Source organism: Roseovarius aestuarii, from assembly GCF_019966515.1.
Taxonomy (GTDB): Bacteria; Pseudomonadota; Alphaproteobacteria; order Rhodobacterales; family Rhodobacteraceae; genus Roseovarius; species Roseovarius aestuarii.
Genome location: NZ_JAIMIB010000001.1, coordinates 635,252 through 651,652, shown reverse-complemented (window position 1 = coordinate 651,652; position 16,401 = coordinate 635,252). Strand labels below are relative to the sequence as shown.

Genomic DNA, 16,401 nt, shown 5'->3' with positions numbered 1-16,401 from the left:
CCGTGGCCGATAACCAGCCCGACGCACCCAACAGCCTTTTTGCCGCCCGTGAACCGGTCTTTCCGAAGAAGGTCTATGGCCCGTTTCGCAATCTGAAATGGGTGATCATGGCGGTGACCCTTGGCATTTACTACCTGACACCGTGGATCAGATGGGATCGTGGCCCCAACCTGCCGGATCAGGCCGTGTTGGTCGACCTGGCGGGGCGTCGTTTCTTTTTCTTCTGGATCGAGATCTGGCCGCACGAGTTTTACTTCATCGCCGGTTTGCTGGTGATGGCGGGGCTGGGGCTTTTTCTTTTTACCTCGGCGCTTGGCCGGGTCTGGTGTGGTTATGCCTGTCCACAGACCGTATGGACAGATCTGTTTATCCTGGTCGAGCGCTGGATTGAAGGCGACAGGAACGCACGTTTGCGTCTGCACCGTCAGAAGAAATGGGACTTCCGTAAGTTCAGGTTACGGGTGATCAAATGGATCACCTGGCTTTTCATAGCCATGGCGACGGGCGGTGCCTGGGTGTTTTACTTCGCCGATGCGCCTTCGTTGCTGATCGATCTGTTCACTCTGAACGCCCATCCGGTGGCGTATACAACCGTCGCCATCCTGACTGCCACGACCTTCCTGTTTGGCGGCATTGCACGGGAACAGATCTGCATCTACGCCTGTCCGTGGCCTCGCATCCAGGCGGCGATGATGGACGAGGAAACGCTGGTCGTCGGCTATCGCGAATGGCGCGGCGAACCCCGCAAAAATTCCGACGCCGTCAAATCCGGCGAACCACAGGGCGACTGCATCGACTGCATGGCCTGCGTCAACGTCTGCCCCGTGGGCATCGACATCCGCGATGGTCAGCAGATGGAGTGCATCACCTGCGCATTATGTATCGACGCCTGTGATGACATCATGGCCAAGATCGGCAAGCCGCGTGGTCTGATCGACTATATGGCCCTGACCGACGAGGAAAACGAACGCGCGGGCAAAGACCCCAAACCGATCCTCAAACATGTCCTGCGGCCACGCACGATCTTGTATACCGCGCTCTGGTCGCTTGTCGGGTTTGGCCTGCTCTTTGCGCTTTTCATCCGTTCTGACATAGAAATGACGGTGGCCCCCGTGCGCAACCCGACCTTTGTCACCATGTCCGACGGCACTATCCGCAATACCTACGAGGTGCGGTTACTGAACAAACATGGTGAAGACCGGCCCTTCCGGTTGACGGTGTCGGGCGACCCGTCAATCCGGCTTCTGGTCGAGGGGCAATCCAGGGTAACCGTCAATGCCCCCGCGGATACAACGCTGAACCAGCGGGTCTATCTTCAGGCTCGACCCGGCTCAGACCCGGCGCTGGCGGAACGCACGGCTGTACGCATTTGGGTTGAAGATATAAAAAGTGGTGACCGGGCCTACAAGGACACGGTCTTTAACGGAAAGGGCAACTGATGGTGGTACGGCAGATCACGGGGCGGCATGTGCTTATGGGGTTCGTCGCGGCTTTTGGCCTGATCATCGGCGTCAACCTGCTGCTCGCTTGGAACGCGGTCAAAACCTTTCCGGGACTCGAAGTCAAGAATTCCTACGTTGCGAGTCAGCAGTTCGATGACCGCAAGACGGCGCAGGAAGCCCTGGGCTGGACAATCCGCGCTGATCACGAGGCTGGCATCTTGCGGCTTGCCATCACCGACGCGGTTGGCGGCGCGGTTGCTGTGCACAGCCTCGAGGCGACAGTTGGTCGCGCCACCCATGTCTACGATGACCAGAACCCGGATTTTAGCTTTGACGGGTCGGCCTATGTTGCGCCGGTTGATCTGGGTGAGGGCAACTGGAATATCCGTATGCTGGCCACGGCCAAAGATGGCACCGAATTCAGGCAGCGTGTGGTGCTGCACAAGAAATGACAGCCGTTCTGCGCCCTCCCGCGTCGGCCTGTCCGGCCTGTGCTGCCGCCCCGGTGGCGGCGCCGGAGGCCCCTGTCGAGAGAGAGGCGGCGCAGATCGCCCTGTCCCTTCCCACGATCCATTGCTCGGCCTGTATTGCAAAGGTTGAGCGCATCCTGAACGGCCATCCGCAGGTAAGGTCGGCGCGGGTGAATCTAACGCTCAAACGTGCCAGCATTGACGCGGCACCCGGTGTCACAGCGCAGGAACTGGCCGAACTGGTCGGCGGGCTTGGCTATGAGGCGCATGAGCTGGATGCGGGCACGCTCAGCGCTACAGCGAGCGATAAGGCGGGGCGGGATCTGCTGATGCGGCTGGCGGTGGCTGGCTTTGCCTCGATGAACGTGATGCTGTTGTCGGTCGCCGTCTGGTCCGGGGCCGAGGCTGCAACCCGCGATCTCTTCCACTGGATTTCCGCCGCCATCGCGCTGCCAACGATTGCCTTTGCAGGGCAGCCGTTTTTCCACAACGCCTGGGCGGCGCTGTCGAAGCGCCGGTTGAACATGGATGTGCCGATCACGCTGGCCATTCTGCTGGCGCTAGTCTCGTCGCTCTGGGAGACCTCCCTGTCGGGCGAACATGCCTATTTCGACGCGGCGCTGGCACTGGTGTTCTTCCTGCTAGCGGGCCGATATCTTGATCACCGCACCCGGGCTGTTGCCCGTTCCGCGGCGCAGGAACTCAGCGCGTTGGAAGTGCCTCGCGCGATCCGGGTTGAGAACGGCATTGAACGTGAGGTCATGCAGGCCGAGTTGAATGTGGATGATCTGGTTCTTGTGCGACCGGGTGGGCGCATGCCCGTGGATGGAGAGATCGTTACCGGCACGTCCGAGATTGACCGCTCTTTGCTGACCGGAGAGACCCTGCCTGTTCTGGCGCAGCCGGGGCAGGCGGTGTCAGCGGGAGAGGTCAACCTGACAGGCCCCCTGACCATCCGGGCGTCAGCCGTGGGCAGGGATACGTCGCTGCACCAGATGGCGGATCTGGTTGCTATCGCTGAATCGGGTCGCTCGCGCTATACCTCGCTATCGGATCAGGCGGCTAGGCTCTACGCGCCGGGTGTACATATCCTCTCGGCACTCAGTTTCATTGGCTGGTATCTCTATAGCGGCGATCTGCGCACTGCGCTCAATATCGCCGCCGCCGTGCTGATCATTACCTGTCCCTGCGCCCTCGGGTTGGCCGTTCCTGCCGTGACCACGGCCGCGTCTGGAAGGCTGTTTCAGCGCGGGATGCTGATCAAGGACGCCACCGCGCTGGAGCGTTTGGCGCAGGTCGATACGGTGGTATTCGACAAGACCGGCACGTTGACGGCAGGCACGCCCCAGCTGACCAACCTTGCTGACTTACCACAACAGGCGGTGGCATTGGCCGCCAGTTTGGCCAACGGGTCGTCACACCCGCTGGCCCGGGCGATCGTGCTGGCCGCTGCTGAGGCCGGAACCGCGCCGGTTCAGGTTGACGAGGTTACCGAGGAGCCGGGGTTTGGCACCAGGGGGCTTTGGCAAGGGCGGCAAGTGCGCCTGGGGCGTGCAAGTTGGATCGGGGCGCAACCGGCGACCGAGACCGCCACGTTCCTGCAAGTCGGTGATGGCGACCCCGTTGCCTTCACCTTTACCGACAGGCTGCGCGACGGCGCGGCAGAGGCCGTCCGGGCCCTGCAGGAAAGCGGCAAGAAAGTGTTTCTGATGTCGGGTGACACGACTGCGCCCGTCGAGGCGCTTGCCAGCCGTCTGGGCATCTCTCATTGGCTCGCCGAGGCGCTGCCCGCGGACAAAGCCGCCCGTATCCAGGAGCTTTCCGAACAGGGCGCCCATGTGCTGATGGTGGGCGATGGCATGAATGATACGGCTGCATTGACTGCGGCCCATGTCTCGATTTCACCGGCGTCCGCATTGGATGCCGCTCGCGTTGCCAGCGACATCGTGCTTTTGGGTGGCGATCTTGAACCTATCGCTGCGGCATGTGAAACCGCGCAACGGGCCACGCGGCGCATCCGTGATAACTTTCGTATCGCCACAATTTACAACCTGATTGCCGTGCCGCTCGCCGTGGCTGGTCTGGCAACACCGCTGATCGCGGCCCTCGCCATGTCGACAAGCTCGATCACCGTGTCTCTGAATGCGCTGAGAGTAAGGTGATCCGCGATGAATGTATTGGCTTATCTGATACCAATTTCACTGCTGCTAGGAGGCGTCGGGCTGATCGCTTTCATCTACACGGTCAGGTCGAACCAGTATGATGACCCCGAGGGCGACAGTCGCCGCATATTGGATGACGAATACGATAAACACCCCAAAGGGTAGGGCGCTTATATTCGCTGTCAGTTGTTTAGAATGCCGTCTTAGCTAGGCCCGATCATGAAGCAGGTCACCTGTTTGGCCTGAAGCCTGCGGCAGGCAAGGTCTGCGGTTTCGCGGGTCAGCCCCATGAAATTGGCATCATATCCGTTTGAACGTGCCACGACCTTGCGCAGGCTTCCATCCAGTGTGCTCATCTCGTTCAGGGCGGTCTGCAACAGGATCGAACGCGCCTTGTACTGGCTGGGATAACGTCCGACATTGATACCCCAGAGCCGCCCGCCAGAGGTGGAAAGCCGCGTCACGACCTCGGCTGCCTGGTCTTTGCGGGGAGCTTTCGCCTCGAGAATCGACTTGGGCCGGGCGTTGGGTTTTACCATGCGGATGGTTGCCGCCTCGGCGCCTTTAGGTTTTTCGAGCGCAGCCACCTCGGTGGTCTGGGCGGCCATGACCGCCTTGTCGATATCATCCTTGGCCGCTACCAGAATAGGTGTGTTCTGGGGGCGCGGCCGCAGTGCTGGGCGCAGGCTTTTCCTGACAGCCGCTGCTGCGGCAAGACGCACGGTCTTGCCCACGCCGCCAGGGGTGTCGTTGCCGATCTTGCCATAATATGCAGGTCGGCCCGGGCGATGCACCGCCACACGGCTTGGTGCGCGCTTGAAGCCCAAATCCAACAACTCGGCGACCTTGGCATTGCGCGTCCGGGTGGAGCGTCCACCAAAGACAGTGGCGATGATACGTTCGCGCCCGCGTTCGGCGCTGGCTACCAGGTTGAAACCTGCTGCACGGGTGTAGCCGGTCTTGATGCCATCGGCGCCGCGATAGCTCGCCAGCAGCTTGCGATTGGTGTGATAGACGGTTTTCACACCTGCATTTGCAGTCATGCGCGAGAACAGGTTGTAATATTCCGGGTAATCGTAAAACAGATGCCGGCCCAGCGTGGTCATGTCCCGAGCGGTCGATAGATGACCCGATTCCGTCAGGCCGTGGGCGTTTTTGAAGGTCGTGCGGGTCATGCCAAGGGCCTTGGCAGTGCGGTTCATCCGGCGGGCAAAGCGCGCCTCCGACCCTTCGATTGCCTCGGCCAGAGCCGTTGCCGCGTCATTTGCGGACTTAACTGCCGCCGCCCGCACCAGATACCGCAGCGCAATGCGCTGACCGGCTTTCAAGCCCAGCTTACTTGGTGGTTCGCTGGCGGCGTGTTTGGAGATACGCACCTTGGTATCAAGGCTGATCTCGCCATTCTCGACGGCCTCGAAAACAATATAGAGGGTCATCATCTTGGTCAGGGATGCCGGGTGCAGCCGCGTATCCGCGTTTCGCGAATGCAGCGCTTTTCCCGATCGTGCGTCGATCACCATCGCCGCATATGGCGCTGCCGCCGCACTGAGCGGCACAACGATTAACATCCAGATTGTGGCTAACGCCACCAGGCCCCAACGGACCGGCTGCCTGCTCCGCGCCTTCATGGAACTACTCTTTTCTGCCTCATGCCGCCGGTTTTCCGGCTGGCTTTTGTTTTGTCCTCTCAGGCTATCATAGCGATCTTGGTAAATAAAGCGTTCATTCCCAAGGAATTATTGCGGAGTGTTACACTGCGTCATCCAGATATAGCGGTTTTCGATAACCTGCCTACGACACCGGCGATTGTGGCCGCAATGTGGCGAGGTTGCCGGATATCGCTTAGACCGAAAAAAGGGCGCCGCGATGGGCGCCCTGATCATGGTTTTCTATCGCTGTCAGTTCAGCGCCTTGTCGGTAATGGCATGGGTCCAGGCAGCCTCGCCGGGGTTTGCGGTGATCACCGGATCGGAGCCACCAGACAGTAGCGATTCGACTGTGCGCTCGAAATCAGCCGGGTCCAGCGCGCCGTTGGAACCTGCGGTCAGCTTGGCGATCTCGCCCATCATCCGCTTCTGATGCTCTTCGGTCTGTGCGCCCGAGGCATCGTTATCCAGCACGATCATCGCGGCTTCATCCGGGTTCTCCTCGGCCCATTTCCAGCCTTTCATCGAGGCGCGCACAAACCGCACCATCTTGTCCTCAAAGGCCGGGTCGCTCAGGTTCTCTTCCAGAACATACATGCCGTCCTCAAGCGTGGCGACGCCCTGATCTTCGTATTTGAACACCACCAGATCCTCGGATGTAAGGCCCGCATCAATGATCTGCCAGTACTCGTTATAGGTCATGGTCGAGACGCAGGCCGCCTGTCCCTGCAGGATCGGATCGACGTTGAAACCCTGCTTAAGCACGGTCACGCCGTCTTCACCCCCATCGGTCGGAATGCCCAGCTGGCTCATCCAGCTCAGGAACGGGTATTCGTTGCCAAAGAACCAGACTCCCAGCGTCTTGCCCTTGAAATCATCCGGGCTTTTGATGCCCGCATCCTTGCGGCAGGTCAGCATCATGCCCGAGCTTTTGAACGGCTGGGCGATGTTGACAAGCGCCAGACCTTTCTCGCGGCTGGCCAATGCCGATGGCATCCAGTCCAGCACCACATCGGCGCCGCCCCCGGCGATCACCTGCGCAGGCGCGATATCCGGCCCGCCGGGCTTTATCGTGACGTTCAGGTCTTCTTCTTCGTAGAACCCCTGATCCTGCGCCACGTAATAGCCCGCGAACTGTGCCTGTGTGACCCATTTGAGTTGCAGCGTGACATCATCCGCCGCCTGCGCGGCAGTCGTGCCCAAGGTGGTCCAGGCCCCTACCGCGGCAAAGCCGATTGCCTTTGTGAAACTGTTCATTTGTTTTCTCCCTTGTTGTTATCAGGTGTTCAGCGCCGCTGAGATGGGTGCCAGAATGTCATTGTCTTTTCGAGAAGTGCAACCCCGCCATAAAAGCCCGAGCCGACGATTGCCGCCACCACGATCTCGGCCCAGACCAGATCCATCGCCAATTGTCCGACCGAGGTCGAGATGCGGAACCCCATGCCGCGCACGGGTGAACCAAAGAACTCGGCCACGATGGCCCCGATCAGCGCCAATGTTGTGGCGATTTTCAGTCCGTTGAAGATGAAGGGCATTGCCGCCGGCAGCCGCAATTTCAGCAGCGTTTTCCAGTACCCCGCCGCATAGGTCCGCATCAGGTCGCGCTGCATGGCATCGGTGTCCTGCAAGCCTTGCACGGTGTTGACCAGCATCGGAAAGAACACCATCACCACGACCACCGCCGCCTTGGACTGCCAGTCGAACCCGAACCACATCACCAGGATGGGTGCCATGCCGATGATCGGCAGCGCGGCCACAAAATTGCCCACCGGCAGCAGGCCTCGTTGCAGGAAGGGAAAGCGGTCAATGGCAATCGCGATCAAGAACGCGCTGCCACAGCCCAGAATGTACCCGGACAATGCACCTTTCAGCACGGTCTGCACGAAATCCTCCCACAGGATTGCGGTCGAGGCGGCAAAGGTCTGGGCGATCTGGGTCGGTGCGGGCAACAGCACCGGCGAAATCTTCAGCCCCCAGACGATGCATTCCCAGACCACGATGATCGTCAGGCCAAAGATGACCGGCACCGCCAGCCGCGTGAACTGCGTTCGCGGCCTGTGCGAAAGCCTTGAATTGAGCTTCCACCCCACAAGCCACGCGATAAAGCCAAAGACCAGCCAGCCCATCACGCCATCCCCATGCGTTTGAGAGTGATGCGCTGCAACAGCCCGATGATCCCGACCAGCACCGCCGCCAGTGTCGCGGCCATGATCAGCGCGCTCCAGATCTGGATGGTCTGACCATAGTAGCTGCCCGCCAGAAGCCGCGCGCCCAGACCCGCCACCGCCCCGGTCGGCAGTTCGCCCACAATGGCCCCCACAAGGCTCGCGGCCATGGCGATCTTGAGCGAGGTGAAAAGGTACGGCATCGACGAAGGCAGCCGCAGCCGCCAGAAGGTCTGACTGGCACTCGCGTTCCAGGTGCGCATCTGGTCGAGCTGCATCGCACTCGGGCTGCGCAGCCCCTTGACCATGCCCACGACGACCGGGAAGAACGACAGATACATCGAGATCATCGCCTTGGGAAGCAGGCCCGAAATGCCCACTGCGTTCAGCACCACGATGATCATCGGCGCGATGGCAAGGATCGGGATGGTTTGCGAGGCGATGACCCAGGGCATCACGCTCATATCCATCGTGCGGTTATAGACGATCCCGACCGCCAGCGCGATGCCAAGCCCCGTGCCCAGCAGAAACCCCAGCATGGTCGCACTGAACGTGACCCAGCTGTGATAAATCAGCGAGCGTTTCGAGAACCCTCGGCCCTTGGCCACCATCTCGCCGGTCGTCTTCCAAAGCTCGGCGCCCACCTGATGTGGCACGGGCAGTTTCGGTTTCTTTTGGCTCCAGGTATCGGTCACCATCTCGCTGAAGCTCAGCTCGGTGCCAGCGCGGGCGGCCTTGTCCAACGCCCAGGGTTTGTTGAGCTGGATCGCCGCCCCGTACCAAAGCGCGATAATCGCCGCCACGACCGTCAGAATGGGCAGGGTACGGTTCATGTCTGCGCCCGCCCGGTGTCACACGTCATCGCCATGCCCCGCCCTGAGCCCGTCGCGCACCCGGTGGGCGATCTCGATAAACTCCGGCGTGTCCCTGATTTCCAAGGGCCGTTCGCGGGGCAGGGTGCTTTCGATCACATCCGCGATCCGCCCGGGCCGGGGGGACATGACAACGATCTTGGTGCTCAGGTAGACCGCCTCGGGGATCGAGTGGGTGACAAAGCAGATCGTCTTATGGGTCGTGTCCCAAAGCTGCAGCAATTGCTCGTTCAGATGGTCGCGCACGATTTCGTCCAACGCGCCGAAGGGTTCGTCCATCAAGAGAAGATCGGCATCAAAGGCCAGCGCCCGCGCGATCGAGGCCCGCTGCTGCATCCCGCCGGAGAGCTGCCAGGGGAATTTCTTTTCAAATCCCGCAAGCTCGACCAGTTCCAGCACTTTGCGCACGCGTGCGTCTTGATCGGATTTCTCATAACCCATGATCTCAAGCGGCAGGCGGATATTGCCGCCAATCGTCCGCCACGGATAAAGCCCCGCCGCCTGAAACACATAGCCGTAGGCCCGCGATTTCCGCGCCTCTTCCGGGCTGACACCATTCACGGTAATCGTCCCGCCGGTTTGCTGCTCAAGATCGGCCATGACCCGCAGAAAGGTTGTCTTGCCACAGCCCGACGGCCCGATGAAACTGACGAAATCGCCCTTTTGCACCTCAAGGTTCACGTCCTTGAGCGCGTGTACCGGGCCGTCATTGGTCTGAAAGGTCAGGCTGAGGTTTTCAGCGCGGATGACTGCTTGCTCGCTCACTGGCTGGCTTTCTTGTCAGATCCCCGAGGGGATGTTCAACGGATCGCGTTCGATCATCTTCGGTGCGGTCAGGGCCTTCCATTTGCTCAGCGCTTCATGGGCTGAGGGGAAGGCCGGGCGGGGGACGAAGCGGCCTCGGCCCGGTTGGGGTTGGGAGTTCTGACCCCAGGCCCAGATCACCTCGCCGCGCGAGATCGTGTAGCGGGAATTGGCCGTCACCTCGAAGCCCTCGAAGACGTTGTAATCGAGGATCGAATGGTGGTTCGCGGGCGAAATCGTCTTGCTGATCTTCGGATCCCAGACGGTGATATCCGCATCCGCGCCTTCGACGATGGCGCCCTTTTTCGGGTATATATTCAATATCTTGGCGACATTCGTGCTGGTCGCGGCGACGAATTCATTCGGTGTCAGGCGGCCGGTCTCAACCCCATGCGTCCAGAGCACCGGCATCCGTTCCTCCAGCCCGTTCGAGCCGTTGGGGATGATCCGGAAATCATCGCGGCCTGCGCGTTTCTGCTCGGTATTGAAAGCCGCATGATCGGTCGCCACCACCTGCAGGGATCCCGCCTGCAACCCGGCCCAGAGGCTGTCCTGATGGTCCTTGGACCGGAAGGGTGGCGACATGACCCGCCGCGCGGCGTGGTCCCAATCCTTGTTGAAATATTCGCTTTCATCCAGCGTCAGGAACTGCACCAGCGGCTCGCCGTAGACCCGCATGCCTTTCTGACGCGCGCGCCTTATCGCCTCATGCGCCTGCTCGCAGCTCACATGCACGATATAGAGCGGCACACCGGCGGCATCGGCGATGCAGATCGCGCGATTGGCGGCCTCACCCTCGAACTCGGGCGGGCGACTATACGCATGACCCTCGGGGCCGGTGATGCCCTGATCGAAGTATTTTTGCTGCATCTCGGCCACCAGATCGCCGTTCTCGGCATGGACCATCGGCAGCGCGCCCAGTTCGGCGCAGCGCTTGAAGCTGGCGAACATCTCGTCATCCTCGATCATCAGCGCGCCCTTATAGGCCATGAAATGCTTGAACGAGTTGACGCCCATGTCGACGGCATCCTTCATCTCGTTGAAGATGTTTTCGTTCCAGCCGGTGATCGCCATGTGATAGCCGATATCCGAGCAGATCTGCGGCGCGGATTTGCGGTGCCATTCGTTGATCGCGTTCTTGATCGACCCGTCCGCGCCCGGCAGGCAGAAATCCACCAGCATCGTGGTGCCGCCGCAGGCCGCGGCCCAGGTGCCGGTCTCAAACGTCTCCGCCGCCGTGGTGCCCATGAAGGGCATTTCCAGATGGGTATGCGGGTCGATGCCCCCGGGGATCACATAGGCGCCCTCGGCATCGATATATTCATCGCCCGAGAGGTCCTCACCGATCTGCTTGATCGTTTCGCCTTCGATCAGGACATCGGCCTTCCAGGTGCGATCCGCCGTGCAGACGGTGCCGCTCTTGATGACTTTGGTGGTCATTGGTGTCTCCTGTCGTCTGATTGATTGCGAGGTTGCATGATGGCTTTGATGTTTTGCTGTGCGAGGAACTCGAACCGAGAGGAGGTCTCGCTGTCACTCGAACTACAGAAATTCATGGTGGTTGTTGCTTTGCGCCGACCATCCAAATAGGCATCTGTAACATCCAAGGCTTCGCTTAGACGGTTCTCCAAAACCAAAGCGGATATCAAAGCTCGCCCATAATCGTCACGACCATGAGGGCATCTGTAGTCAGCAACATAATCTGCAAATGACGAGTCCTTGATGCCATCCAGTCTTTTATCTGACGTAGCCGCAACTTTCAAAAATGTTGCCACATTTGCATCGATATCTGTCTGTTCGTCTTTCCACCACTCTTCGTACAATGGAGGAACCTCACAATTGCCAAATCCCAGTGCTCTATACGAATTCGATAACCTTTTGGGATCTTGAGCGTTTGCCAATTGCAACATGATATCGTCCAGCGCGAGTGGCTTTACTCGGAATTTTGCGCAAGTCTTGGGATAGTTGTTCGAAACCTCCAGATCGACCACGATGAGCCAGTCACCTTTTTCTCGATAGACGCAATCATCGCGTTTACGCCAGCCAGCCGCTACGGCCGCAGGGCGGAGCGCTTTCACCATAGCTTTGTGATACGAACGCCTGAGCTTTTCATCCACCATTTGTTTTGGTGAGCGAGGCCAAGTGTTGTAGATTGACATTACTCCACGATCCCCGCCGTTTCGACCACCGCGTGCATCAGCACATCCGCGCCGGCGGTGGCCCAGTCCTTGGAGATTTCCTCGGCCTCGTTATGGCTGAGCCCATCGACGCAGGGGCACATGACCATGGCCGTGGGGGCGACGCGGTTGATCCAGCAGGCGTCGTGGCCCGCGCCCGAGATCAGGTTGCGGTGGCTATACCCCAGACGCTCGGCAGCGTTGCGGACTGCGGTGACGCAGTTTTCGTCAAAGGTGACCGGGTCGAACCCGCCCGCTACTTCGAACTCCACGCCAAGGCCCATTTCGTCGCAAATCTCGGTTGCGGCGGCCTTCATGCGGGCCACCATGTCATTGATCACATCCAGATTGGGCGAGCGGAAATCGACGGTGAAGACCGCCTTGCCGGGGATCACGTTGCGCGAGTTGGGATAGATGTCGATATGGCCCGCCGCGCCGACTGCATCGGGGGCATGGGAAAGCGCAATCTCTTCGACCTTTTCCAGCACCCGGGCCATGCCCAGACCCGCATTGCGGCGCATCGGCATTGGGGTTGAGCCGGTGTGGGCATCCTTGCCGGTAATCGTTACCTGCGTCCAGCTGAGGCCCTGACCGTGGGTGACGACGCCGATATCCTTGCCTTCGGCCTCGAGAATGGGCCCCTGTTCGATATGGAGTTCGAAAAACGCATGCATCTTACGCTGCCCCACCGGTTCCTCGCCGCGCCAGCCGATGCGCTTCAGTTCATCGCCGAATTTCAGCCCTTCGGCATCTTCGCGGTCATAGGCCCAGTCTTCCTCGTGGATACCGGCAAACACGCCCGAGGCCAGCATGGCCGGGGCAAACCGCGTGCCTTCCTCGTTGGTCCAGTTGGTCACGACGATGGGATGCTTGGTCTTGATGTCCAGATCGTTCAGCGTGCGGATCAGTTCCAGTCCCGCCAGCACGCCCAAGACCCCATCATATTTGCCGCCCGTCGGCTGCGTATCGAGGTGGGAACCGACATAGACCGGGAGAGCGTCTGGGTCGGTTCCCTCTCGTCGTGCGAACATGTTGCCCATGGTGTCCAGCCCCATGGACATGCCCGCCGCCTCGCACCAGCTTTGAAATAGCTCCCGGCCCTCGCCATCTTCATCGGTGACGGTCTGTCGGTTGTTGCCGCCCGCAACGCCGGGGCCGATCTTAGCCATCTCCATCAGGCTGTCCCACAGACGCTCGCCATTGATTTTCAGATTCTCACCCGGTGCGGCCATGTCTCTCTCCCTTGGCTCGGGGCATCTGTCGGCCCTCTTGCAATCACTCGCATCCTGACCGTATGGTCAGGAAGAGAGCACCACATCCTGACCAACCGGTCAAGAACTTTTTGAGAGATACGCGCGATGTCCCAAACTGCCCGACCGCTGAGCAAGAAGGAAATCCGGCAGGAGAATGAGCGTGTCATTCTTGAAGCAGCGGAAAAAGTCTTTGCCGAGGCGGGGTTTGGCGGGGCGACGATGCAGTTGATCGCCGATCTGGCAGGGTTACCGAAAGCCAATCTTCACTATTACTTCCCCACCAAAGAGGCGCTCTACCGACAGGTGGTGCAGACGATTTTCCAGGACTGGCTGAAGGCCGCCGACAGCTTTGACGACGCACCCGGACCGGTCGAGGGATTCGGCGCCTATATCGATGCCAAGCTCGAAATCAGCCGTAAATATCCGGAACGCTCCAAGGTCTGGGCCTCGGAAATTATGCACCGCGCACCGGTCATTCAGGACTACCTGGAAACCACTTTGGTGGAATGGACCGATGGTCGCATGGCGGTGATCCAGCGCTGGATCGATGAGGGTAAAATGGATGCGATCGACCCGCGCCACCTGCTCTACATGCTCTGGGCGACGACGCAGCACTACGCCGATTTCGGCCACCAGATCGAGACATTGAACGGTGGTGTGCCCCTGTCGGACGAGCAATGGGAGGCGGCCAAAGACTCGGTCAAATCCATCATACTGGCGGGGATCGGAGCAAAGCGCTGATACGCCCCGACCTGGCTGGTCTTTCCCCCGGGGTGAAAATGCCGCATGCTGTCACCATACCTCATTGACTGAGCCTGAAGATGAATGACGCCCAACCGGTCAAGAAAGTCAGCCGAATCCAACAGCGTAACCGTGAGTTGATTCTGGATGCGGCGCTTGAGGTGTTCTCAAAGCAGGGGTTTCGGGGGGCAACGCTGGATCAGATCGCGACCCAGGCGGGTTTGAGCAAGCCCAACATCCTCTATTATTTCGAAGGCAAGGAGGATATTCACGTCACCCTTCTGAACCAGTTGATGGATACTTGGCTGGATCCTTTGCGGCGGATTGATCCCGAGGGGGACCCTCTGGAAGAACTTATGCGCTACATGCATCTCAAGCTTGACATGAGCCGCGAATATCCGCGGGAAAGTCGCCTGTTTGCCAACGAAATCCTGCAGGGCGCGCCAAGAATGCTGCCACATCTCGAAACCGGGCTGAAGCAACTGGTCGATGAGAAAGCGGCTATAATCACAGGATGGATTGACGCGGGCAAGCTCGCCCCGGTCGATCCGCGACATCTGATCTTTTCGATCTGGGCCACGACACAGCACTATGCTGATTTTGATGCCCAGGTGCAGATCCTGATGCCCGGGGGCGGTGCGAATTCGGATGGCGCTCGCGGTTATCTGGATACGCTTTTTCGCAAAGTGTTGACGCCGTGACATCCTGGCTGTGCACGCGGGCAACATAACCAATCGTTAATTAAGATTAGGAAAAACCGTTCCGCTATGCTCCTGCGGCTGGTATTTTGGTGGTGTTGGGGGGAGGTGTTTTAAGACACATACCAACGGAGCAGATATGCTGAACACATTGGAAACAGGTACTTTACAAGTTCATTCGGTCGCTGAACGGCGCCAGCAACTGCCACGAGATGCTCTTACCCAGTTTTCCACAGCCAAGGTGCGCGATGGTGCTCCGGATGCCTCTTACCGCCCCCCTTTGGCTGCGCAGAGCCAGGCCGGAAAATTGAAATCAACAATGTTGAAACAGATGTTGGCATCGGACCGGTCCGTAACCGAACGTGCGGCTGACCCCGCACCAGCTCCCGCCCCGGCCCCGGAATCACAGGCACAAAGCATCGTAGCGGCTCAGGTCGGTGATTTCCTGGCCAAATGGTTCGAAAGCGGCGGCCTTTCACGACGAAGCAGCTTTGAGTTGCCGACCGCAGGTGTCAGCGATGCGGCGGAAGAAGTATTCGAGTATCCGACGCTTGATGCGGCCTGGAAGATTATACCGACCGCAAGCTTTGACGCGGACACCCAGCGGGGATCTGTCGAGCTGCTGGTCTGACGCGCCTCTTATTCGGCGGCACATGTCCCCGGATTATTGGGATGTGTTGTCCAGTTGGCATATTCTTTCTCGACCACCTTACCGGTGCGCGGATCGGTGGTGCCGGGGGCCATCTGCTCCATGGTGATGCAACCTTCAACCGGGCAGACATTGACACAGAGATTGCAGGCCACGCATTCGTCGTCGATCACCTCAAAAACGCGATCCTCGGACATTGAAATTGCCTGATGCGATGTGTCCTCGCAGGCGGCAAAGCAGCGGCCACAATTGATGCAGAGATCCTGATTGATCTTGGCCTTGGCAACGTAATTCAGGTTCAGGTGCTGCCAGTCGCTGCAATTAGGCACGGCACGGCGCACGATATCGGCGGTATCGGTGATGCCTTTCTCGTCCATCCACTGGCTGAGCCCCGAAATCATTTCCTGCACGATCTTGAAGCCATAGGTCATGGCGGCGGTGCAGACCTGCACATTGCCAGCGCCAAGGGCCATGAATTCAGCAGCATCGCGCCAGGTGGTGACGCCACCAATGCCGCTGATCGGCAGGTCGGCCATCTCCGGGGAGCGGGCGATTTCCGCGACCATGTTCAACGCAATCGGCTTGACCGCCGGGCCGCAATAGCCGCCATGCGCGCCTTTGCCGTCGATGGTGGGCTCGGGTGCAAAGAGGTCAAGATCGACGCTGGTGATTGAATTGATCGTGTTGATCAGGCTGACCGCATCGGCGCCGCCTTCCATCGCGGCGCGGGCAGGGTTACGAATGTCGGTGATGTTGGGGGTCAGCTTGACGATCACCGGCAGATCCGAGTGCTTCTTGCACCAATGCGCGACCTGGCCGACATATTCCGGTACTTGGCCCACGGCGCTACCCATGCCGCGTTCACTCATCCCGTGGGGGCAACCGAAATTCAGCTCGACCCCGTCGCAGCCGGTATCCTCGACCCGGCGTAGGATCTCTTTCCAGGCGTCCTCATTCACCGGCACCATAAGCGAGGCGATCAGGGCGCGATCAGGGTAGTCCTTCTTGACCCGTTTCATCTCTTCAAGGTTCACCTCGAGCGGCCGGTCGGTGATCAGCTCGATATTATTGAGCCCCAAGAGACGCCGGTCCGCGCCCCAGATCGCGCCGTATCGCGGGCCGTTCACGTTGACGACCGGTGGTCCTGCTTCGCCCAGAGTTTTCCAGACGACGCCACCCCAACCGGCCTCGAAAGCGCGGCGGACATTGTATTCCTTATCCGTGGGCGGTGCCGAGGCCAGCCAGAACGGATTGGGGGATGTGATCCCGATGAAGTTGGACGTCAGATCAGCCATTGGCTTTCCTTCCCTATTGTCGCAGGC

General features: G+C 59.8%; 16 protein-coding genes. 7 read left to right on the top strand and 9 right to left on the bottom strand.

The window, feature by feature from the left end; all coding sequences use genetic code 11:
* Nucleotides 1–2 precede the first annotated feature (2 nt).
* The 4 genes from ccoG to ccoS are packed head-to-tail and all read left to right on the top strand — an operon-like array spanning nt 3 to nt 4,239.
* A complete protein-coding gene (ccoG, locus tag LC334_RS03050; protein ID WP_085798730.1) occupies nt 3–1,439 on the top strand; it encodes a cytochrome c oxidase accessory protein CcoG in 1,437 nt (478 codons plus the stop codon).
* Complete coding sequence (locus tag LC334_RS03045) at nt 1,439–1,894, top strand: FixH family protein (RefSeq protein ID WP_176237604.1); 456 nt, start codon at nt 1,439–1,441, stop codon at nt 1,892–1,894. Before ccoG ends, LC334_RS03045 begins: the two co-directional genes overlap by 1 nt.
* Nucleotides 1,891–4,074: a heavy metal translocating P-type ATPase gene (locus LC334_RS03040; protein WP_085798728.1), complete on the top strand. Its 2,184-nt coding sequence runs from the start codon at nt 1,891–1,893 to the stop codon at nt 4,072–4,074. The genes LC334_RS03045 and LC334_RS03040 overlap by 4 nt, the downstream gene beginning before the upstream one ends.
* 6 nt (nt 4,075–4,080) lie before the next feature.
* Nucleotides 4,081–4,239, top strand: a complete 159-nt coding sequence (gene ccoS / locus LC334_RS03035) for a cbb3-type cytochrome oxidase assembly protein CcoS (protein ID WP_085798727.1) — start codon at nt 4,081–4,083, stop codon at nt 4,237–4,239.
* A gap of 38 nt (nt 4,240–4,277) precedes the next feature.
* Here ccoS and LC334_RS03030 read toward each other — a convergent pair whose 3' ends face one another.
* From LC334_RS03030 to LC334_RS02995, 8 genes are all read right to left on the bottom strand, one after another.
* Nucleotides 4,278–5,702 (bottom strand): D-alanyl-D-alanine carboxypeptidase family protein, encoded by a 1,425-nt coding sequence (locus LC334_RS03030; RefSeq protein WP_085798726.1) that lies wholly within the window; start codon nt 5,700–5,702, stop codon nt 4,278–4,280.
* Between the two features lie 270 nt (nt 5,703–5,972).
* Nucleotides 5,973–6,977 (bottom strand): ABC transporter substrate-binding protein, encoded by a 1,005-nt coding sequence (locus tag LC334_RS03025; protein WP_085798725.1) that lies wholly within the window; start codon nt 6,975–6,977, stop codon nt 5,973–5,975.
* A gap of 29 nt (nt 6,978–7,006) precedes the next feature.
* Nucleotides 7,007–7,846, bottom strand: coding sequence for an ABC transporter permease (locus LC334_RS03020; RefSeq protein WP_085798724.1), 840 nt, complete (start codon nt 7,844–7,846; stop codon nt 7,007–7,009).
* Complete coding sequence (locus tag LC334_RS03015; protein WP_085798723.1) at nt 7,846–8,718, bottom strand: ABC transporter permease; 873 nt, start codon at nt 8,716–8,718, stop codon at nt 7,846–7,848. Before LC334_RS03015 ends, LC334_RS03020 begins: the two co-directional genes overlap by 1 nt.
* Before the next feature lie 18 nt (nt 8,719–8,736).
* Nucleotides 8,737–9,522 carry an ABC transporter ATP-binding protein gene (locus LC334_RS03010; RefSeq protein ID WP_085798722.1) on the bottom strand — a complete coding sequence of 262 codons (786 nt, stop codon included), beginning with the start codon at nt 9,520–9,522 and terminating at the stop codon, nt 8,737–8,739.
* Between the two features lie 15 nt (nt 9,523–9,537).
* On the bottom strand, nt 9,538–11,001 hold the full coding sequence (hydA, locus tag LC334_RS03005) for a dihydropyrimidinase (protein ID WP_085798721.1): 1,464 nt from the start codon (nt 10,999–11,001) through the stop codon (nt 9,538–9,540).
* Nucleotides 10,998–11,720, bottom strand: coding sequence for a hypothetical protein (locus tag LC334_RS03000; RefSeq protein ID WP_139836278.1), 723 nt, complete (start codon nt 11,718–11,720; stop codon nt 10,998–11,000). Before LC334_RS03000 ends, hydA begins: the two co-directional genes overlap by 4 nt.
* Entirely contained in the window at nt 11,720–12,970 is a 1,251-nt protein-coding gene (locus LC334_RS02995; RefSeq protein WP_085798719.1) for a Zn-dependent hydrolase, read from the bottom strand. The genes LC334_RS03000 and LC334_RS02995 overlap by 1 nt, the downstream gene beginning before the upstream one ends.
* A 126-nt stretch (nt 12,971–13,096) precedes the next feature.
* Here LC334_RS02995 and LC334_RS02990 point away from each other — a divergent pair, with 126 nt between their 5' ends.
* From LC334_RS02990 to LC334_RS02980, 3 genes are all read left to right on the top strand, one after another.
* Nucleotides 13,097–13,732 carry a TetR/AcrR family transcriptional regulator gene (locus tag LC334_RS02990; RefSeq protein WP_085798718.1) on the top strand — a complete coding sequence of 212 codons (636 nt, stop codon included), beginning with the start codon at nt 13,097–13,099 and terminating at the stop codon, nt 13,730–13,732.
* Between the two features lie 80 nt (nt 13,733–13,812).
* On the top strand, nt 13,813–14,433 hold the full coding sequence (locus LC334_RS02985) for a TetR family transcriptional regulator C-terminal domain-containing protein (RefSeq protein ID WP_085798717.1): 621 nt from the start codon (nt 13,813–13,815) through the stop codon (nt 14,431–14,433).
* A 316-nt stretch (nt 14,434–14,749) separates the two neighbouring features.
* The gene (locus LC334_RS02980; RefSeq protein WP_223412857.1) at nt 14,750–15,061 is read left to right on the top strand and encodes a hypothetical protein; all 312 of its coding nucleotides are present in this window, start codon (nt 14,750–14,752) and stop codon (nt 15,059–15,061) included.
* 8 nt (nt 15,062–15,069) lie between these two features.
* Here LC334_RS02980 and preA read toward each other — a convergent pair whose 3' ends face one another.
* The gene (gene preA, locus LC334_RS02975; RefSeq protein WP_085798715.1) at nt 15,070–16,374 is read right to left on the bottom strand and encodes an NAD-dependent dihydropyrimidine dehydrogenase subunit PreA; all 1,305 of its coding nucleotides are present in this window, start codon (nt 16,372–16,374) and stop codon (nt 15,070–15,072) included.
* Nucleotides 16,375–16,401 lie beyond the last annotated feature (27 nt).